This window comes from Neptunitalea lumnitzerae (genome assembly GCF_027924185.1).
Lineage (GTDB): Bacteria > Bacteroidota > Bacteroidia > Flavobacteriales > Flavobacteriaceae > Neptunitalea > Neptunitalea lumnitzerae.
In genome coordinates, this window is sequence record NZ_BRVO01000001.1 from 937,402 (window position 1) to 958,601 (window position 21,200).

Genomic DNA, 21,200 nt, shown 5'->3' on the forward strand with positions numbered 1-21,200 from the left:
TATAAAACAAAAGGTATTTACATGATAAGATTAGTAGTAGTATTTTGTTTGTGTTTTGTAATGCAAAGCTTTGCACAAACTACCTATAAAGAAACCATAACCTTATTAGCTAATGAAGAAAAAGTATATGAGGTGCCTGGTGCTGATGGAGATGCTATACAGATAGAATTAGAAAGAGAAAAAGGAAGCAAAATAGATATGGAAGTAACCATATATCCGCAAAAGCCTTTTTTTCATGAGGATAATTTTAAAAAGACCAAACGTATTATAACTGTTACAAGACGTGGGGTATATGTAATAAAATTAAAAAACCCTAACGATAAGGAAGCTGTATTTAATGTGAATATTTTTTCTCAGAATTTTACGGGGTTCCCCGTTACGTTAGAACATACCCTAGTAAGGGATACTACCTATGCTTATTCCACTAATCAAATGAAGCGTATAGATAAACTAGATGCGCAAACCGTTCAAACCGAAAAGTTTTATTTGAATAGTAGAAGTAACGCATATTTAAAAGGGGGAAAAAATAAGGTTTTAGTGCCTATTATTTTGCCAGACAATACACAAGAGTGGTATTATGTTTTTACAGCCAGTAGAGAAGAAAATGAAGTGAAACAAACTTTAAATAGTTTCAATTTTGTAGCAGCTTTAAGTGGTTATATTAAAGAAGATAAAGATTTAAAATCGTCTATAGCAAGTATGGCAGCCCCTCCTGGTGCAGAAATTTGTGATATTTATCTGTTAGATGAAAGCAATGCAAAATTGTTTTCTAAGGATGAAGATTATACGTACGACATGGATGCTTCCAGAGAGAATTATAAATCGGGGGTAGTAACCGTAAGGGATGTAGAGGCTAAGAAACAGTATCTAGTAATTAGTAACCCGGATAATTTACATGGTATACATATAGCTTTAGAAGTAGTAGCCATTGTAAAAACAGAAGAAACAATGTTGCAAAGGGTTAATGTACCCGTAATTACAAGCCAAATAATACCAGTGGTTAAAGATCTTTAAGGGGGGAATTCAAAATAAAATGCTTCGTGGTTTAGTAACGAAGTGATTTACCTTTATTCTTTTACAGTATTAATAATAATAGGTAGCTTGCATTTAGAAGCTACTTTAATACCTGTTTTCTGCGCAGGGTAAACGGTTGGCAGTGTAGCTGTTTTTGCTTTTAGCAAACTATCTAGTTGAGGAAACATAGTATTGATTTGAGTACTCTTAGCAGCTTTTTGAAATTGTATGTTACCTGTATTATCTATAATAAAATATACATAAATGGTATCTGTAATATCTTCTGTAACTGTTACTTCTGATGTATTAAATATTTCTGAAAAGTAAGTAGCTAAATGGGCTTCAAAACAATTTTTTTGTGCGGTTTTAGTACTTGTTTCATCACAACCCTGAAATAGCGGATATACATCAACATCGTTCATGTTAATCTCTGCCATTTTTTTCTTTACCAATTCGCTCTCAGAGATAGGCTCTTTTTTTGACCACTGGCAAGAAATGCATGTTAAAACTAATAGTATGACACTAAGAAACTTCATCCAAATCCTTCAATAGTGTCGAAAATACGATTTTTTTGATTAAACTAATTACTTGTAGTAGCTATTTGCTCATTAAGTTCTTTAATTCTTTTATCTATACCGTTTAAAAAATAAGGAATATCTACATGTTCCTTGGCTTTTTCATAGTAGGTAAGCACTTTTTTAGGGTTGGTATAAAGCTTGTCTGCATTAACAGCAATTTTATAATACATAAAGGTATTTTCCGGGTTTTCTTTTAAAACAAGTTCATAGTACTTAATAGCCTCTTTATATTTTTCTTGTTGCTGGTAAGCAAACGCTAGGGAGTTGTATTCTTCTGTAAAAGTTACCGATTTTAGTGTAATGGCTTCTAGCAGTTGCTCTTCTGCTTTTTCATATTCATTAAGTTTTAAATAGCACTTTCCTATTTGAAATGGAATGTCTGGGTTATAAGGTTCAAAGTATTTTTGATTAGTGAATGCGTCAATAGCCTTTTCAATTTCAATAGCTTTGTAATAGCAAATGCCCAATCGTCTATAAATCGTAGCAGAGGTTTGGTTGTGGTCTATGAGCTTTTCAAAATAAGGAATGGCTCTGTAGTAGTCAGATTCATTATAATAATACACCGCCATAAGATTTATAAAATCTAAATTATTAGGGTTTGTGGCTAAACCTTCCTTTATAAGTTTCAAGCAATAATCGTACTGATGATTTAATAACGCTGCTGCAGCAAGTTTATAGCTAGCTTTTAAATAGTTTGTATCTAGTCTATAGGCATTTTTATAGTACGTATATGCTAAAGGTTTTTGATTTGTGTTTTCATAGACTAAGCCAAGGTTGTAATGTAATGTAGGGTTTAGTGAATCTTTTATTATTAGTTTATTGTAAAGATTTATGGCCTTCGTATAATCACTTGTTTTGTAATATAATTTAGCTAGTTCAAACTGCTGGAAGCTACTGGTGCTATCAATCTTAATTGCCATTTCATAATGTTCTTTGGCTTTCTCATAATTTTCTAAATTATGATATGCTTTGGCTATCATTTGTTGGTTATATGCTTTGGTGCTATCTATGCTATAGGCTTCAATAGCTTTTGAATAGTTCCCCATTTGGTAAAGCGTATCTGCCTTTTTAGTTTGTGCTTGCAACTGAAAAAATAGCAGCAGAAAGAGTGTGTTATAAAGTGCTTTCATGGTGATTGATGATGGTAGGTATTTATAAAATTATGTGTATAGCAATGGTACCCTTGTTTTATAAGAGACGTGTTATATATGTAATATGAGTATATATTAGTGTAACCTATATACAATAGGATAATCTAGTACAACATCTATGGGGTTGCCATCTTTATCTTCTGCAGGTTGAACATCCGGAAGATTTTCAAAAATGGCTCTGGTATTATCTTCTAAAATTTTAAGATTATTAGATGCACCTAAAGCTTTAACGGCTTTGATTACTATCTTACCCTCTTTAGTAAAAAGTAGGGTAGTAACAATTCTACCTTGTATACCATTATCTCTTGCTTCTGCAGGGTATTTGAAATTTTTAATAGTATGTTCATCAAGTTGCTTTCTTAAACAGGCCTTGGCATCTTTAGCTTTTTTGCAGTCAGCAAACATGGGTAATTTATAAGCTTGCTCTAATTGCACTGGTGCTATAGTAGCGTTTTCTTGTGCATTTCCCTTTGTTACTATACCAGATAGCATACATAAAAAACAAACAAAGAAAGTATTTTTCATATAGTTCATTGTAATAATTTTCTTTAAATATAAATATTTTATAGTAATCAGAGGAGCTTCCAGTTGTAATTCTTAACATTTAATCTACTAACTGTTCTCCTTAAAAATCTTCGTTTTTTCTGCTTAAGTAGACTTCGTAAGTGGTATTGTTTATCTTATTTAATAAACTGTCTTTGGTGTCACTATCTTTAAAATTTTTTATAGTTTCTTGAAAAAGTAATTGTAGCTCGTAAAATTCTTCTTTGCTTAGTTTTCTTTCTTCATTTTCAGTAAACTGATGTTCTAACACGAGCTCCACTGGCGATTTTCCTAAGGCTAACTTCTCTTTCATATTATTTTGAGCTTTAGCTTTTATTTGCTCATCTGTTAGGGTGTTGCCAAGCTGTAAAGTATCTTCTGAATTAGAAGTACAAGCTATGTTTATTAGTGCGCAAATTATTAGTAATGGTATAATACTTAGGTACTTGTAGAGCACTACTTTTTTTGATTTGGATTTTTGTAACATGTCTATTCGTTTTTTGATGAGTGATTGATTATAAAATTGATTGATGATGGAGATGTTTGATGTTTGAAAAACTTCAAGTAGCATGGTATTGTATTGTGCTGTACTGTGAGTATTAGTACAGCTGCTATCTGCTATAAATTCATGAAGCTCTGAAATACGCTTTTGATATATATACACTAAGGGATTAAACCAAAATAGTATGCGTTGTATTTCAAAATACAGTAGGTCATAGGTGTGTTTTTGTTTTATATGAACCAATTCATGACTTATTATATATTGGCGCTCTTGCTTTGTTATTTCATTACCTATAAAAAGATAGTTAAAGAAAGAAAAGGCTATACGTGAGTTGTTTACTGTAATAAGTGTATACGTTTCATTTTTGTTTAAATATCCTTTACGTTTTAAGTTATAGATTTTAATTATTTTAACTGCAAATAGTAACGTACTGATGAGTACTCCTGTTATGATAATGTACTTAACAACTAATAAATTGTCAGTTTGAGTTGCCACCACTTTATTTGATATTTCAGAGTTAGACGTAAAGAGGTCTAATCTCTGAAATATCAACATTGATGTGTTGGATTTTAGGAACCAAGTGCCTTTTATAAAAGGAATAAGATAAGCACATATAGGAGTTAGTAGCAAGTACCATCTGTTGTATTTAAAAAAAGTGAGTTTTTTTAATAATACATCATATACTAGTACTAATAAAAACTGAAATACTGCTGCTAAAAATAGGTGCTTAGCCATATCTTTTATGAGTTATTGTTTTAAGAAAGTTTAAAAACTATAGGGTATGCAAATGTTACATTTACAGGATCTCCGTTTTCATCTTCTGCAGGCATAAATGTAGGTAAGCTTTTTATAATTCTACTAGCCTCAGCCTCTAATGATTTATCAGGGCCTCTTTTACTTAATACTTCTACCTTACCCTTGGTATTAATTCTAAATAAGATATAAACTCTTCCTTGTACTTTTTTAGCAAGTGCTTCTTCTGGGTAATGGAAGGTGTTCATCACATGCTTATGTAGCATTTCTTTAAAACATTCAGAGGCATCTACAGCACTTTCACATTCTTTAAACATTGGTTTTTTATAGACTACCGTAAAAGGAACATCTGGTTCGTTTGTGCTTACGCCACTATCTTCTAGTTCTAGTACCGTTCTTGCACTAAAGTCATCAATGAGTGTTAATGTAGTGTAACCATCTTCAGAAAGTGAGTTTATGAGCTTTTGTTGGGTAGCTTTTTCTTCATCAGTTAAGTTTTTAAGGTCACCCACATGGTAGTCAATATTAGTGCCGTAATACTCAATCTTTGCATTTGTGATAGGTGTTTCTAATGAGGATGACTCATATTGGTTACAGGAAGAAACATAGACAGTGATAAAAATTAATAAGGGCACAACGGTTAAATACTTTAGTAAAGCCGTTTTTCTCGATTTTGATTTTTGTAACATAATAATTCGTTTTTTGATTAATGAATGATTGAAGAACTGATTAACAAAGGCAATGTTTTCTGTTTGAAAAGCCTCTGCTAAGAGCAGTTGGTATTGTTGTTTTTTGCCATTGGTAGATGATTTTTCATCGGCAATATATTCGTGTAACTCTGTGATTCGTTTTTGATAGATATAGATAAATGGGTTGAACCATAAGACAATTTTTAAAAGCTCAAAGTACACTAGGTCCCAACTATGCTTTTGCTGTATATGTACCATTTCATGCAGAAGAATGTGGCTATGTTGTTTTTCCTTTAGCTGATCTCCTAGAAACATAAGATTAAAGAAAGAAAAGGCAACTGTAGAGTTGGGTACAATTACTTCTATGTAATTGCCATGTAGTATGTGCTTTCCTCTATTTCTTATAGATTCTATTTTGTATAGTTTTATGAGAAATAGTATAAAACTGATTGCTGAACCTGTAACAAATAGCCAAAATGACCAATGAAATTGCTCGTACCAAGCAGTGTTTGTATGGGCAGTAACGGTTACTGCTTCTAAATTAATTAAAGTATCTGTGTTGTAAATGGAAATTCTGGGTATGGTATATTGTTTAGGTATCAGTTTCTCAAAGGTAGGTACACGTAAAAGAGGCAACAGTAACGATACTAGGGATGAAAGTAATACATATGCTCTGTTATAATTAAAGAAGGTAGCCTTCTTTAAAAACACATCATAAATAGCTAAGAATAAAGCCTGACAGGTTACTGCAAGTATGAGATACTGTACCATAGTGTATTATTTTTGTGAGTCTTCTTTTTGGTCTTCTATATTTTTTAAAATCTCTTCCATTTCTTGTAGGCTTATATCGTTTTTCTTCATAAAGAAAGAAACCATGCTTTTAAAAGAACCCTGGAAGTAGTTATCTAATATCTTAGTAAGGCTCTGGTTGCTATAATCAGTCTTTTTAATAATAGGGAAGTATTTATAACCTTTACCTATTTGTTCATGATCTACAAAGTCTTTGCTCTCTAAAATTCTAATAATTGTAGATACGGTGTTGTATTTGGGTTTGGGGTTTGGCAGTTGTTCAATAACCTCGTTTACGGTAGCTTTTTCTAACTGCCATAATACGTGCATTATTTCTTCTTCTGCTTTGGTGAGTTGCTTCATCTTTATCAACTAATTTTTTAGTTACAAGACAAATATAACTAAATTTTTAGTTTAAACTAATTTTTTAGTTGAAAAATTAACTGATGGAGAGTAGGTTAGCAGAGGTGCCAACAAAAAAGCCCCGCTATTAGCGGGGCTTTGGGTGTATTTTGGTTTCTAATTATTGTGCATTCACAACTACATTGTCAATTTCAATAGTAGTAGAAGCACTTGTAGTAGAAGTATATTTAAACGCTACATAAAGTGTACCACCTGCAGCAGCAGAAACATCTATGTCTCCAGAGTTAACCCAAGTGTTAAAGCTTGTAGTATCTGTATCTAAATTAGCAGATAACTGAGTCCAAGTACCACTTGTGTTAGGGTTTCCACCAGCATAGTCAGTAGACATATAAACCTCAATAGCATTACCAGCATATCTTCTTACGTTATCAAAACTAAATGTAGCAGAAGTGAAGCCTGTAAGGTCAATAGCATTACTAATTAACCAATCTTCGTTTGCAACATTGCTAGAAGAGTTACTATCATAACCAGACATAGCTGCACTATCGTTAGGGTTTCCGTAAGTAGTATAATACCAAGCTTGTGCACCTGCAACACTGTAAGCAGTCCAGTTAGCTAAAGTACCAGAAGCAAAATCGTCAGAGAAAACAGCACCTGTTCCTCCACCTCCGCCGGTTCCACCGCCAGAAGTTGATTCACCAATAAATACATTGTCAATTTGGTAAGTAGATGTTACACCACTATTTCCACCAACATATCTAAACCCTACATAAATAGTTTGACCAGCATATGCTGATAAATCATAATCACCAGAGTTGATAAAGTTAGCACCATAGCTAGAGGTGTTGTTAGCAGAAAGTGTTACGTCACTTGTAATTTCTGTCCAAGTAGTAGAAGTTAAGTCTCCGTTAAAATCTGTAGAAATGTAAACAGTTAAAGCAGCACCTGTATAATATCCGTCTTTAGTATCAAAGTTTAATACCGGAGCAGTAGCAGAACCATCTACAATAACTCCAGGAGTTACTAACCAAGAATCTACTGTGTTTTCACCAGAGTTGTAAGCAGAAATTTGTGCGTAGTTATTACCGCTAAAGCTTCTAACTTCATATAAAGTAGAACCGTCTACAGCGCTAATGTTTGCCCATCCTTCCATGTTTACAAACTCATCGTATCCAGCAGTTTCACCTTCATAATCTTCAAAGAAGTCCATTGTAAATGCATCAGCAGGGTTGTAGAAACCACTTGGACATCTTGCATTGTCAAAAGAAACATCATCTGTATCTCTTATGAATAATTGACTGTCTGAATTATAAACGCTATATACAGCTACAATAGAACCACTACCCGTTGGGAATAATTGTGATTTGAAAGAAGAATATCCACTATTTCTTAGAATAATAGTTGATTGGTCTTCACAAGAAACAAGGTTTCTGTTAACGGTATAAGTATCATCAGCATTTGCATAAGGAGAACCTACTTCAGCTCCACTTAATTGCATGTTATCAAGCTGTACTAATGTATTAATGTGGTCTTCGCTTAAATCAGAAAGACTTACTACAGTAGGCACTATTTCAGCTACTTCTGTAGATCTTTTAATGTAGTATAAGTACTCAGTAGCAGGAATTCTTGCAACAGAGTTACCATCTATATAACCAATATGAAGTGCTCCGTTTTGGTTTTCCATACCTAAAGCTGGTAGTAAATTACCATTTTCATCAGTTGCACCATATAAGTAAATATATACTTTTTGTCCTGGCTTATAATAATCATAAAGCGCAGCATCATCAATATCAATTTGAATACCAGCAGTTGGGTTTTCAGGGCTATCCTGAATCACTACAGTTTTATAGTAGTTACCTGCTTCATCGTTAGAAATCACATATCCTTCAAGTACATATGTTTCGTTAATAGCATCGTTCACTGCTGTGGTGAAGTCATATACACCACCATTGTCCATTGTCTTTACTGTGCTAATATTTGTGTTAACGTCAACGTCTGGCTCGTGCAAGCTAATGTTTGGAGAATCGTAGTCTCCATCCTGTGTACAAGCGGCAATAGTCATTGCAACCACTACTGCCGAAAGTAATACTTTTAAAAATTTTGTTGCTTTCATCATTTGTATAAATTATTTTTTTTGAGTTTTAGAATCTAAAATAAACGTTCATGAAATAGGTAGTACCGTATCCGTACCAGTATTTAGAACCGAAGATAGGGGTTTGTCTTGCCTTGTCTTCTTTTAAGCTTCTATAGTTAGCATTTCTACCTTGCTCAAAACCACCAGTTTTGTATTTTTCGTTTAATACGTTGTTAATGCTAGCAAAGAAACCAATGTAATATTTACGGTTTATTCTCCATGATTTACCACCTATTAGGTTTACGGTCATGTAAGAATTAAATTTCTCTTGTTTTAATAGCTCTTTAGCCACTTCAGCATCGTAGTCATTATATATTTGACCATCGTTGTTTGTGTAGAAACTAGAAGTTCTTGTAAGCGGACTCACATCTATATAAGCATTAGAGAAAAAGTTAGATGTAGCACCTATCCACCAGTAATCTGGGTCTCTATATTCAAAACCTACAGATAATGCACGTTGTGGTCCTGTAGCAACTTTATAGTTCTTTAAGTAAGAAGTATAAGTCTGAGATCTGTTACCAGCATCATCTGTTAAATATAAGTCTGGGTTGTTGTTATAGATGCTTTCCATAATAGACCCAGCAGCTTTTAATTTAATAGTTGGTGTTACTTGAGCTTCAATACCAAATTCTCCACCAATGTTTCTAGTGTCTATACCTGTTAAGATTTCTTGAATAAAAGCATTAGGGTCTGCTTGTACACCACCTGTAGAGAAAGAAACCCCTTCTGCATAGTAGAAAGAAATTTCGTTAGCATCTTCTATAGTGTTATAAAAACCACTAATTCTACCTTTTACTTTTGGTAATCTTAAAATATAACTTGCATCAACAGAAGTAATTACTTCTTCTTTAATACCGTCTACTATATTATGGTTTTCTCTAGCGTTAGAGAAGGTGTTTCTAATAGTAGGTGCTTTGGTCATGTATGCAGCATTTACATCTAATAAATGACGACCAGATATTTTATACGTCAATCCTGCTTTACCAGAAACTCCTGTAAAGTTTAATTTTTCTCCTTTACCATAAGAGTCTGTAGGGAAAGTACCTGATTGGTAAATACCATCTCTTTGGTAAGAAGTTTGTGTTACACGTCCAGCAACATAAAAATCAACTTTGTTGTATTTAAATTGTGCTTGTGCAAAACCTTCAACTACATCAGAGTAAATATTGTAGTTATACTTAAATTTATCTCCTTCACCTACAATACGGTTAGGATTCATTAAGTTGTTTTGAACAACGTCTGGTGTACCTTGTTCAATATCTCCAGATTCAGCAAAATTATCTACATCTAAAAAGCCATTACCTCCTAATAAGTCAATAATTTCAGCAAAGTTAGAAGAGTTCAAGTGCTTGTAAGTAGCAGATGCATTAAAGATAATATTTTCAGAAATGTCAGCCTTTAAAATTGTGTTTGCGTTAAAAAGCTTGTCATCGGTTCTGTCTTCATATAAAACATACGTAGAGTAACCACCAACATTAGCAAAGTTGTGTTGGTACATTTCATTCCAGTTAATTTGTCCGTTAGAAACAAATTCTTGTTGTGCTAAGTATGCATTTGTATAGTTAGGTCCTTCATCTAATCCTAACCAAAAACTAGGTAATTTTTGGTAGTAAGTAGGGCTAGGGTTAGAGCCCCCACCAACAGGTATCCCATCTTCATTTAAACGACTTCCGTTAAATTCAATACGGCTGTTCCCCATTTTACCAAATTGGTAAGCAACGTTTGTGTTTAAGCTTACGTTATCGCTAATATCCCAATAATGGTTTAACATAAATATAGGCTCTTCAACATCTTTAACTCTAGAGTTACGTTTTTCACCATCTTGGTAACCCCAGTACTCGTTATAACTGGTTCCTTTAAGGTCAAAAACTTCTTGTGTGTTAGGAGAAGATTTACCTCTTCTATTAGGAGCATACATAGCTGTAAAGTTTAAGCTATGCTTGTCGTTAAATTTATATTCTAAAGCAGTAAAGAAAGAGTTGGCGTTGTAAAAAGTACCATCGTTAAAACCTTCTTCACCCCATCTTCTAGTAGCAGCAACTGTAAATGCCCAACCGCTTTCTAATAAACCGGTAGAGTAGGTTGCCATAGCTCTGTTAGCATAACTTCTGTTAGAGTTAGAGTAAGCTACACGAACTCCTGGTCTGTATTTAGAAGCTCTTACATTAATATTGGTAGTACCAATTAAACCACCAAAATTATAGTTAGAAGGTGCTAACCCATTAGTAAACTCTTGGTCTCTTGTTACATCGTTTAAACCACCCCAGTTACCCCATTGTGGTCTTCCGTTGTACAATTTGTTCATTTCAATACCATTAAGCATTACCTTACCTCTGTCGGTATTTAACCCTCTTACTCTGTAAAAAGAAGGGCTAAAATCAAAAGCAGCAGCATTTAAATAGGTATCTCTAGATGCTTGTAAAATACCAGAAGTTACATCGGCACCGTTACCTTCATCTGTTAAGTTGCTTTCGGTTAAAGCAATAAGGTTGGTAGCCTGCTCTTCTGTTAAATCTTTTTCTAGAAATATCATACCTAGGTCTAAACCTTCAGCTGGTACTTCTACTGGTAATGAATTAATCAAGTAACCTTCAGCAATAATTGTTAAACTTTGCAGTCCTGTTGGTACTTCGTTAATCGTAAAGACTCCGTCTTGATTGGTGTGAACCATCAGTGTGGTGCCTTCTACAGTAACCTCTACATTAGATAGTGGTTCTTTTCCCTGAGTATCTACCACAGTACCCGTAACTGTTACGTTTTGGGCAAAAGCAAATGTGGTAAAAATGCTTAAGAGAAAAAATGCTAGTCTTTTCTTCATAAAAAAATTAATTAAAAAAATCGTCTTTTGTTAAATCATAAAAATATGTTAACGCGGCAAATGTAGTAAAATTCACAGAATTATTTACTTTTGCTCTGTTTTATAACACTTAGATAACACATTGAAGAATGAATAGATTAAGAGTATTGTTGTTTGCCTTTTGTGCAGTGGTATGGTCATTAAAGATAAATGCACAAGAGAAGAAAACCTTTAGGGTTAGAACGGTTGCCTTTTACAACGTGGAAAACCTGTTTGATATATATGATGACCCTAAGAAGTTTGATGATGATAGAACCCCTGAAGGTAAAGACCATTGGACAGAGGAAATCTATAAAGACAAAATTAAAAACACTGCAAAAGTAATTGCTGATATAGGTAAGGAAGTTACTGGGTCGGCTCCTGATATTATTGGAGTTGCAGAAATTGAGAATGAGCGTGTATTGAATGATTTGATAAATGACCCTCAGTTAAAAAAGTTTAATTATGGGTTTGTTCATTTTGATTCTCCTGACGAACGTGGAATTGATGTTGCATTATTGTATAAGAAAAATGTATTTACTCCACTAAGTTTTGATCATATACCTTTAATGTTACGTGATGCTGATGGTGATAGAGATTATACCAGAGATCAGTTATTGGTTACTGGTATTTTAGATAACGAAGAAATACATTTTATTGTAAACCACTGGCCATCTAGAAGTGGGGGAGAAGCTAAAAGTAGATCTAAAAGAGAAGCTGCTGCTGCCTTAAATAAGAAGATTATAGATTCTCTTCAAAACTTAAACCCTGATAGTAAAATTATTTCGATGGGAGATTTGAATGACGACCCTACTAATTCTAGTATGAAAAATATACTTAAAACTAAAGGTAAAATAAGTAAGGTAAAAGGGAAAGATTTATATAACCCAATGGAAAGTATGTTGAAAAAAGGATTAGGTTCTTTGGCATACAGAGATTCTTGGAATTTGTTTGATCAAATTTTCTTTACTGCTGAATTACTAAAAGAGGATAAAAGCTCTTTCCGTTTTTACCAAGCACATATTTATAATAAGCGTTATTTAATACAAGCAGAAGGTAAGTATAAGGGGTATCCTTTTAGAAGTTATTCTAACGGAAATTATACTGGTGGGTATAGTGACCACTTTCCTGTTTACATTTATTTGATTAAGGAATCTAAATAAAGTATTAAAAAACAACTACATAAGTTAAAGCCGTTCTAAATTAGAGCGGCTTTTTATATTTTTAATGTAATATTATGCTTATTGGTTTATTTTTATCTTATAAAAAAGAAAAAACTTGTTTGTCCCCGCTATTTATGAAACGAGAAGAAGAGCGTTTACAGAAGCTTATTAATTATAGGTTATCGCATGATCCGTCAGAGGAAATTTTAAATTCTTTGACAGAGTTTGTTTCTACATTATTTGATACCCCCATTAGTTTAATCACCTTTATAGATGGAGATACCTTGTTATTTACTAATTGTAAAGGTTTAGAAGATAATGAGGTTGCTTACAATGACTCCTTTTGTAAGTATACGGTTTTAAACCCCGATGAGGTTTTTGTAATTGAGAATGCTAGAACACATGAACAGTTTAAAACTAACCCACACGTGGCAGGGAATAAACGTTTCCAATTTTATATGGGAGCAGCACTAAAGTCAACAGCTGGTGAGGTATATGGAACGCTTTGTATTTTAGATAAAGAACCTAAGAAAATTTCCGAAAGAGAAAAGAAAACCTTTAAGCTAGTAGCTGAAAAGGTGATGGATTATCTGAATATGAAAAAGCGTTTGGAAGATAATAAAAAGGAAATAGCAGAAAGTGCCGAAAGCCTTATTAAACTTACTTCTAACGTACCTTTAACTATATTTCAGTTACGTAGAAAACGGGATGGTACTTATAGGTATGATTTTATTAGTTTGGGAGATTATGATAACGGTTTTGGAAGTCAATTAGAAGAGTTGAGGGAGCGCCCTGAAATTGGATTAAGTGTTGTGTTTGAAGAACATGTGGATGAGTTTAGAAATTCTTTAGAAAAGTCTTACCAAGAATTAATAGAGTGGTGTTGTGAGTTTAAAGTGCATCTAACTAACGGGTATGCTTGGTATAAAACAAAAGCAACTCCAGAAAAACTTAAGAATGGCGATGTGGTATGGTATGGTTATTTCGAGGAAATTACCAATCAGGTAATCTACGAAGAGGCCATGGAGCGTATTGCTTTTGATATATCACACGTGTTGCGAAAACCAGTAGCAAATTTGATGGTGCTTTCAGAGCTTATTTTGCAAGAGAAAAATTTAAAGGAAGATCAGTTAAAAGAGTATACTGTGTTTATTCGGGAAATTTCTAATGAATTGAATAAATTTACACACGAGTTAAATTCTGTTTATGAAAAGAAATGGAATGCTTTGGTTAACGGTAATGATACTTGCGAAGAGTAAAATAGTATAATATGATTATAGCACAAATAGCAGGCGCTTTATTTGGTTTGCTTTCAGTAGTTTTAGGGGCATTTGGAGCGCATGCTTTGAAAGGTAAGTTTACCGAACAGCAACTAGTAAGTTATGAAACAGGGGTAAAATACCAAATGTACCACGCTATAGTTTTGTTGATATTAGGGTATCTGCCGTTAGGTCAAGTAAAAGCGCTTACAGTTTGGTTTTTTATTTTTGGAACCCTATTGTTTTCTGGTAGTATTTATTTACTGTGTTACACAGGCTATAAAGGAAACAAATGGAAGTTTTTAGGACCTGTAACTCCTTTAGGAGGCTTACTTTTAGTAGTAGGTTGGGCACTGCTGTTATACAATGCCCTAGTACCTATTTTTGTTTAATGTGGTAGTTCTTAGTGGCAACCACAATCATCTTTACCACATCCTGAGTTTCGGTTAATTTTTTGTCTTTTAGGCATGTTGTATTTGTAAAATAAATACAAAAGGGCGCCTAGTACACTTGCGTAAACTAAAATTTCTTGCATCATCTTCTTTTCTTATTTTAAAATTTGAAAGGCTATCAAGGCAACTATATACGCAAATCCTGTCATACTAACTAGTTGTATTGAAGGCCATTTCCAACTATTGGTTTCTCTTTTAACAACGGCTAAAGTACTCATACATTGCATTGCAAACGCATAAAATAGCAATAAAGATACTCCTGAGGCTAAGTTAAAAACTTTAAATCCGTCAGGTCTAATTTCAGAAGCCATTCTGTTTTTAATAGTGTTTTCATCATCAGAGCCTACACTATAAATAGTAGCTAAGGTACCTACAAACACCTCTCTTGCTGCAAAAGAACTCACAATTGCTATGCCAATTTTCCAGTCGTACCCAAGAGGTTCTATTACAGGTTCAATGGCTTTACCAACAATCCCTATATAAGAGTTTTCTAATTGGTAAGAGCTTATATGTTTGTTTAATTCTTCTTTGCTAATATTTTGGTCTTGGTATTGAGCGGTTATAATACTTTCTGCATTTTCAAACTTTTCAGAAGGTCCGTTAGTAGCTAAAAACCATAAAATAATGGAAAGGGCTAATATTATTTTACCAGCACCTAGCACAAAGCTTTTAGTTTTTTCAAAAACAGTAATACCAATATTTTTTAATAGTGGAATTTTGTAATTAGGCATTTCTACCACAAAGAAAGAACGTGTTCTAAATTTTAAAATTTTGTGTAAAATGTAAGCAGATATAATAGCCATTAAAAACCCTAAAATGTATAAACTCATCAAGGCAAGTGCTTGGTAGCTTAATCCTAGTAAGGAGCCTTCTGGTATTACTAACGATATGATAATAAGGTATACAGGCAGTCTTGCAGAACAAGTAGTAAACGGAGTTACTAAAATGGTAATAAGGCGTTCTTTCCAGTTTTCAATATTTCTAGTAGCCATTACTGCTGGTATAGCACAGGCAGTACCAGAAATTAACGGAACCACACTTTTACCACTAAGTCCAAAGCGTTTCATTATGTTATCCATTAAAAAAACAACCCTGCTCATATAGCCTGTCTCTTCTAGTATGGAAATAAATAAAAATAAAAAGGCTATTTGTGGAATAAAAATAACAATACCTCCAATACCTGGTATGATACCTTCGGCAATAAGATTGGTAAAGGCTCCGGAAGGTAAATTTGTTTTGGTCCATTCTCCTATAAAAGAGAAAGAATCATCTATGAGGTTCATAGGAACTTCGCTCCAACTGTATATAGCCTGAAATATAAGAAGCAGTATTAAAAAGAAAATAGCAAAACCCCATACTTTATGCATTAAAACCCTATCTAAAACAGATCTAAGATCTTTAGCGGCATTAATGTCTTTTCTGAAGGTTTCTTTAAGTACTCCATTGATAAACTGATAGCGTACAATGGTTTCCTTTTGCTGCATTCGCTTTAAATCAGAGCGTGATTTTGTAGAGAAATTAGAAGTATCTTTAACTAAATTTCTATCTAACTTTACAAAATTCACATCTTGTGTTATAACCAACCAAAGCTTGTAAATAGATTGATTAGGAAAAGCCTTTTTAAGTCCGCCAAAATACTCTTGGTCTATTACTGAAGAATTAACACATGGTTCAGCAGATATATTCTTGTAATCTAAAATTAGGTCTTTCAGTGTATCAATACCGGTACCTTTTCTTGTGCTTACCAGAACTACTTTGGTATTTAAGCGTTTTTCTAAAAGTTCAAAATCTACAGAAATTCCTTTACGCTCCATTCTGTCGGCCATATTCACCACCAAAATACAAGGTATTTCTAAATCTTTTATTTGGGTAAATAAAAGTAAATTTCGCTTTAGATTTTCTACATCTGCTACAATAACAGCTACATCTGGGTAGTCTTTATCGTTTTTGTTAAGGAGTAGTTCAATAACAACATTTTCGTCTAATGAAGTTGCATTTAAACTATAGGTTCCTGGTAAGTCTAGTATATGTGCTTTAACGCCTCTAGGTAGCTTACAAACACCTTCTTTTTTTTCTACGGTAATACCAGGATAGTTACCCACTTTTTGGTTAAGTCCGGTTAAGGCATTAAAAACGGATGTTTTACCTGTGTTCGGATTCCCTATGAGGGCAACTTTAATTTGCTTGCTCATAGTGTAGGGGTATTTTCTATTTTCTCAATTTCAATCAATTGTGCAGTTTGTCTTCTAATGGCAAGAAAAGATCCATTTATGTTTAAGTACATGGGGTCTTTAAATGGAGCAAATTGAATTAATTCTACTTCATTTCCGGGAAGGCATCCCATCTCATATAATTTTAAAGGTATTTCTTGGTGAGATATATCTTTAATAATTCCTTTTTCTCCTCGCTTCAAATCTGAAATAGTACGTTTCAATTTTCTTATTTAGATTGATTTTAATTAAGCAAAAGTACTATAAATAATGCAGTTAACAAAAAAGTTTAGTATTAATAAGCTATACATGGGTAAAGCGATGTTTATTTAGGTTACTCAAACTCTTCTTTTTCAAGTTTTTTAATGTCAATTAAGAGTTTTTGGATGTCTTCTTTTTTAGTGCCATCGTAAAAACCACGTATTCTTTTTTTAGTGTCAACCAAAACAAAATTTTCGGTATGTACCATGTCGTAGGGGCCACCATCTCCATCACTTTCTGCGGCTAAGTAACTTTTACGGGCTAATGCATAAATTTGCTTTTTATCGCCGGTAACTAAATTCCACTTACTGTCATTAACGCCTTTTTCAATAGCATATTTTTTTAGTTGTGGTACCGAGTCTTGCACCGGGGTCACACTATGTGAAAGTAGCATTACATGGTTGTTGTTTAAAATTTCTTTTTGAATATCTGCCATGTTAGCGGTCATAATAGGGCATATTCCAGGGCAGGTTGTAAAAAAGAAATCGGCTACATAAATTTTCCCATCGTAATTTTTTTGCGTAATCGTATCTCCGTTTTGGTTTACTAATTTAAAATTGGCAATGGTGTGGTATTTTTTGATGTATTGTACGGTGCTGTCTACCAATTTTTCATTTACGTCTGTAGGCTGAAAAATAGGAAGTCGTTCTGCGGCTTCTCTCCCTGGTTTACTTAAAAAGTAATATATAGCTAAAAATGTAATAACCAGTAGGATGCTTAAAAATGAAATAAGCGCTATTAAAGAGGTGCTTTTTTTTGCTTTTAGAGTCATGTTTTTTAATGCGTAAAACGATGGGCAAATTTACAGATTTATGATGGTTTGGTTTGTTAAAGTGTTGAAATATTGATGGCATACTTAAAACCAAGTTTCTTTTTCTTACGTATATATATCAAAAATACATGACCATTAAAGTAACAAATGTTACATGATTGAATTTTGGAATGTTAGATTGTTTATTAAAAATTAGGTTTTGTGTTGCATTTATAAAAAATGCACTAAATGTGTGAATTTTCGACAAAACATCAGTGAGAATTATGGTTTGATGTTTTTTATCGAATAAAAATTATATATTTACAATACCCAAATTTACTATTGCTTAAAATATGATTAAAAGATTACTTTTTATAACGTTAATGTTATGTGGTTCTTCTATTCTATTTGCGCAAACCCTTGAAGAGTTTAAGCAAATTGTTAATAGTGAAATGAATAGAGCCGAGGGCAAAATGCAAGCCCCCGTGAATGTTAATACCGAAAACTACGATTTAAAATATACGCGCCTAGAGTTTGATCTTGATCCTGCGGTGAATTATATAGACGGTGTTGTAACTACTTATTTTGAGGCAAAAGAAGACTTAACATCTATTACTTTTGATTTTAGCAATGCACTTCCTGTAAGCTCTGTAACCAGAAATGGTGTTTCGCTTACCTATTCTCAAAATGCTAATGATGAGTTAGTGGTTAATTTTCCTCAAATTATTACAACAGGTTCGCTAGACTCGCTGACTGTAAGTTATGCGGGTACACCTTCAGCAACACAAGCCGCCTTTACAGCATCATCACACAATGGTGTGCCTATAATATATACATTGTCAGAGCCTTATGGTTCTAAAGATTGGTGGCCTTGTAAGCAAGATTTGAATGATAAGATAGATAGTATTCAAGTAAAAATAACAGCACCTTCTCAGTATGTTTCTGTATCTAATGGGTTAGAAACTAATGTTGTAGATGATGGTTCTTTAAAAACAACCACTTTTGAACATAAGCACCCAATACCAGCATATTTAGTGGCTATTGCCATCACTAATTATCAGGTGTATTCTCATACGGTAGGTTCGGGCGCTGATAGTTTTGATATTATCAACTATGTATATCCTGAAACTTTAGCAACCGCACAAGCATCTACTCCTGCAACCGTAGATATTATGAACTTATTCCAAAATTTGTTTGAAGTATATCCGTATCATGATGAAAAATATGGTCATGCCCAATTTGGTTGGGGTGGTGGTATGGAGCATACTACCGTTTCGTTTATGGGAGGTTTTAGTCGTGGATTAATAGCTCATGAGTTAGCACACCAATGGTTTGGAGATAAGGTTACTTGTGGTAGTTGGAGAGATATATGGTTGAATGAAGGTTTTGCAACGTATTTGGCTGGTTTGGTTGAAGAGCATTTAGATGGTCCTTCTGATTTTCTAAACTGGAAACAAGCAAAAATTTCAAATATCACTTCTAATGTTGGTGGTTATGTGTATTTACAACCTAGTGATACTGTTAATGTGAGTAGAATTTTTAGTGCTCGCTTGTCTTACAATAAGGCTTCTATGGTGCTGCATATGCTACGTAAGAAAGTAGGAGATGCCGATTTCTATCAAGGATTACAAAATTATTTAGCTGATCCGAATTTATCTTATGACTATGCTCATACCCCAGATTTTATCTCGCACATGGAAAATCAGAGTGGTATGGCTCTACAAGAATTTTTTGATGATTGGATTTACGGGGAAGGATATCCTATGTATGATATTAATTGGACGCAAAATACGGGTGCAATAGATGTAGTGGTAAACCAAACGACTTCTATGCCAAGCTCTGTAGACTTTTTTGAAATGAATATTCCAATTCGTTTAATTGGTGATTCTGGGCAGGTGCTAGATGTTACGCTTGATAATACCACCAACGGGCAATCGTTTAACGTGCCGGTAAGCTTTCCTGTAGTTAGTGTTGAGTTTGACCCAGAATATGACCTTATTTCAAAATTTAATACAGTAACTTTAAGTTCTGATAAGATTAATATTTCAGAGGTAGATATTAATATATTCCCAAACCCTGGAGAAAATAAATTTTCAATTGAGAAACCAGAGAATGTTTCTATAAGTCATGTAAAGATTTATGACACTGCTGGTAAGCTAGTATCGGTAACAGATGGTATGGCTGTTATAGATGTTTCTTTGTTAGCATCTGGCGTACACAAGGTATTAATTGAAACCAATAGAGGTACAGTGCAAAAAAGTTTCGTAAAAAATTAACGAAAATTTTAAAGTAAATAAAGCGTTTAAATTTTTAAAGTAAGGTGAAAACCTTACTTTTGTGCGTTTTACACGTAGAGAAAGAATTATATGAATCCGATTTTAGTCAAGACATTACAGCTATTACTTAGCTTATCAATATTAATTGTACTTCATGAGTTAGGGCATTTTATCCCTGCTAAATTATTTAAAACCAGAGTAGAGAAATTCTTTTTGTTTTTTGATGTAAAGTTTGCGCTTTTCAAGAAAAAGATTGGAGATACTGTTTATGGTATAGGTTGGTTGCCTTTAGGTGGTTATGTGAAAATTGCTGGAATGATTGATGAAAGCATGGATACCGACCAAATGCAAGGGCCAGCACAACCTTGGGAGTTTAGAAGTAAACCGGCATGGCAGCGTTTAATTATTATGATTGGTGGGGTAACCGTTAACCTTATTGTAGGTTTTGTTATTTATACCATGCTTATTTATAACTCTGGTACTATTGAAATAAAACCAGACCAAATGCCGCAAGGCTTTATGGTAAACGACATTATGAAGCCTTATGGTTTTCAGGATGGGGATAAGATATTGAGTATTAATGGTAAGGAGCTAGAAAACCAATTAGATATTAATAGATACTTATTGGTAAGAGATGTATCAAATGTAGAAGTACAACACCAGAGCGGTGTTACAGAGGTGCTACATTTACCAGATACCATAGGTATGCATATTTTTAGACAAAATGTAATGATGCCATTTGCTACCTATAGCAATACGGTTATAGATACAGTGGTTACCGATATGCCTGCTTATAAAGCTGGTATAATGAAGGGAGATAAGGTACTTAGTGTTAACGGAACGGAGGTTACTTATTTTAATGATATCTCACCGCTTATACAGCCTAACTCGCCTACCAATGTGATTGTTGATAGAAATGGGGCACAAGAGACTATAGAAGTTACTGCAGATGCTAACGGTAAGTTGGGTATTAGTAGTAATGAGTTGATAGATTATAGCCATAAAGAATATAGTTTTGGAGAAGCTATTAGTGAAGGAGCTTCTTATGGATATTGGACATTGCATGATTATGTAGTGCAGATGAAATTTATTTTCACCAAACAAGGAGCATCGCAAGTTGGTGGTTTTGGAAGTATAGGTAATATGTTTCCACCGGAATGGGACTGGACAGCTTTCTGGGAGAAAACGGCTCTTATTTCTATCATCCTTGCTTTTATGAATATTTTACCGATTCCTGCATTAGATGGAGGACACGTATTATTCTTGTTGTATGAAATGATTACCGGTAGAAAACCAAGTGATAAATTTTTAGAGTATGCGCAAATGGTTGGTTTCTTTATAGTTATTGCATTGGTGTTATATGCAAACGGAAACGACTTATATCGACTTATTTTTAAAGGCTAAAAAAAATTAAAAAAATGTTTGGAGTGAATTAAAAAACTCCTATATTTGCCACCGCTAAAATAGAGAAGCACA

General features: G+C 33.6%; 18 protein-coding genes. 6 read left to right on the forward strand and 12 right to left on the reverse strand.

Annotated elements, in window-relative coordinates:
* Window positions 1–21: 21 nt before the first annotated feature.
* A complete protein-coding gene (locus Y10_RS04165) occupies window positions 22–1,014 on the forward strand; it encodes a hypothetical protein (protein ID WP_281764106.1) in 993 nt (330 codons plus the stop codon).
* A gap of 53 nt (window positions 1,015–1,067) precedes the next feature.
* Here Y10_RS04165 and Y10_RS04170 read toward each other — a convergent pair whose 3' ends face one another.
* The 8 genes from Y10_RS04170 to Y10_RS04205 all read right to left on the reverse strand — a co-directional run bounded on the left by Y10_RS04170 (window position 1,068) and on the right by Y10_RS04205 (window position 11,334).
* Complete coding sequence (locus tag Y10_RS04170; protein WP_281764107.1) at window positions 1,068–1,451, reverse strand: hypothetical protein; 384 nt, start codon at window positions 1,449–1,451, stop codon at window positions 1,068–1,070.
* Between the two features lie 143 nt (window positions 1,452–1,594).
* Window positions 1,595–2,722 (reverse strand): tetratricopeptide repeat protein, encoded by a 1,128-nt coding sequence (locus tag Y10_RS04175; RefSeq protein WP_281764108.1) that lies wholly within the window; start codon window positions 2,720–2,722, stop codon window positions 1,595–1,597.
* A 96-nt stretch (window positions 2,723–2,818) separates the two neighbouring features.
* Window positions 2,819–3,268 (reverse strand): energy transducer TonB, encoded by a 450-nt coding sequence (locus Y10_RS04180; RefSeq protein ID WP_281764109.1) that lies wholly within the window; start codon window positions 3,266–3,268, stop codon window positions 2,819–2,821.
* Between the two features lie 100 nt (window positions 3,269–3,368).
* The gene (locus Y10_RS04185; protein ID WP_281764110.1) at window positions 3,369–4,523 is read right to left on the reverse strand and encodes a M56 family metallopeptidase; all 1,155 of its coding nucleotides are present in this window, start codon (window positions 4,521–4,523) and stop codon (window positions 3,369–3,371) included.
* Between the two features lie 20 nt (window positions 4,524–4,543).
* Window positions 4,544–6,001 (reverse strand): M56 family metallopeptidase, encoded by a 1,458-nt coding sequence (locus Y10_RS04190; RefSeq protein WP_281764111.1) that lies wholly within the window; start codon window positions 5,999–6,001, stop codon window positions 4,544–4,546.
* Between the two features lie 6 nt (window positions 6,002–6,007).
* Window positions 6,008–6,382 carry a BlaI/MecI/CopY family transcriptional regulator gene (locus Y10_RS04195; protein WP_281764112.1) on the reverse strand — a complete coding sequence of 125 codons (375 nt, stop codon included), beginning with the start codon at window positions 6,380–6,382 and terminating at the stop codon, window positions 6,008–6,010.
* Window positions 6,383–6,542: 160 nt separating this feature from the next.
* Window positions 6,543–8,498 (reverse strand): DUF5689 domain-containing protein, encoded by a 1,956-nt coding sequence (locus Y10_RS04200; protein ID WP_281764113.1) that lies wholly within the window; start codon window positions 8,496–8,498, stop codon window positions 6,543–6,545.
* Window positions 8,499–8,523: 25 nt separating this feature from the next.
* Complete coding sequence (locus Y10_RS04205; protein ID WP_281764114.1) at window positions 8,524–11,334, reverse strand: carboxypeptidase-like regulatory domain-containing protein; 2,811 nt, start codon at window positions 11,332–11,334, stop codon at window positions 8,524–8,526.
* A 128-nt stretch (window positions 11,335–11,462) separates the two neighbouring features.
* Here Y10_RS04205 and Y10_RS04210 point away from each other — a divergent pair, with 128 nt between their 5' ends.
* From Y10_RS04210 to Y10_RS04220, 3 genes are all read left to right on the forward strand, one after another.
* Window positions 11,463–12,515, forward strand: coding sequence for an endonuclease/exonuclease/phosphatase family protein (locus tag Y10_RS04210; protein WP_281764115.1), 1,053 nt, complete (start codon window positions 11,463–11,465; stop codon window positions 12,513–12,515).
* Window positions 12,516–12,649: 134 nt separating this feature from the next.
* Window positions 12,650–13,774 (forward strand): GAF domain-containing protein, encoded by a 1,125-nt coding sequence (locus tag Y10_RS04215; RefSeq protein ID WP_281764116.1) that lies wholly within the window; start codon window positions 12,650–12,652, stop codon window positions 13,772–13,774.
* 11 nt (window positions 13,775–13,785) lie between these two features.
* Window positions 13,786–14,166: a DUF423 domain-containing protein gene (locus Y10_RS04220; RefSeq protein WP_281764117.1), complete on the forward strand. Its 381-nt coding sequence runs from the start codon at window positions 13,786–13,788 to the stop codon at window positions 14,164–14,166.
* 11 nt (window positions 14,167–14,177) lie between these two features.
* Here Y10_RS04220 and Y10_RS04225 read toward each other — a convergent pair whose 3' ends face one another.
* From Y10_RS04225 to Y10_RS04240, 4 genes are all read right to left on the reverse strand, one after another.
* Complete coding sequence (locus Y10_RS04225) at window positions 14,178–14,312, reverse strand: hypothetical protein (protein WP_281764118.1); 135 nt, start codon at window positions 14,310–14,312, stop codon at window positions 14,178–14,180.
* Window positions 14,313–14,321: 9 nt separating this feature from the next.
* Window positions 14,322–16,418, reverse strand: a complete 2,097-nt coding sequence (gene feoB / locus Y10_RS04230; protein ID WP_281764119.1) for a ferrous iron transport protein B — start codon at window positions 16,416–16,418, stop codon at window positions 14,322–14,324.
* On the reverse strand, window positions 16,415–16,660 hold the full coding sequence (locus Y10_RS04235; protein WP_281764120.1) for a FeoA family protein: 246 nt from the start codon (window positions 16,658–16,660) through the stop codon (window positions 16,415–16,417). Before Y10_RS04235 ends, feoB begins: the two co-directional genes overlap by 4 nt.
* Window positions 16,661–16,770: 110 nt before the next feature.
* On the reverse strand, window positions 16,771–17,469 hold the full coding sequence (locus Y10_RS04240) for an SCO family protein (protein ID WP_281764121.1): 699 nt from the start codon (window positions 17,467–17,469) through the stop codon (window positions 16,771–16,773).
* Window positions 17,470–17,801: 332 nt separating this feature from the next.
* Between Y10_RS04240 and Y10_RS04245 the strand changes: the two genes are divergently transcribed.
* Both Y10_RS04245 and rseP read left to right on the forward strand, forming a co-directional pair.
* Window positions 17,802–19,724, forward strand: coding sequence for a M1 family aminopeptidase (locus Y10_RS04245; RefSeq protein WP_281764122.1), 1,923 nt, complete (start codon window positions 17,802–17,804; stop codon window positions 19,722–19,724).
* A 90-nt stretch (window positions 19,725–19,814) separates the two neighbouring features.
* Entirely contained in the window at window positions 19,815–21,128 is a 1,314-nt protein-coding gene (gene rseP, locus Y10_RS04250; RefSeq protein WP_281764123.1) for an RIP metalloprotease RseP, read from the forward strand.
* Window positions 21,129–21,200 lie beyond the last annotated feature (72 nt).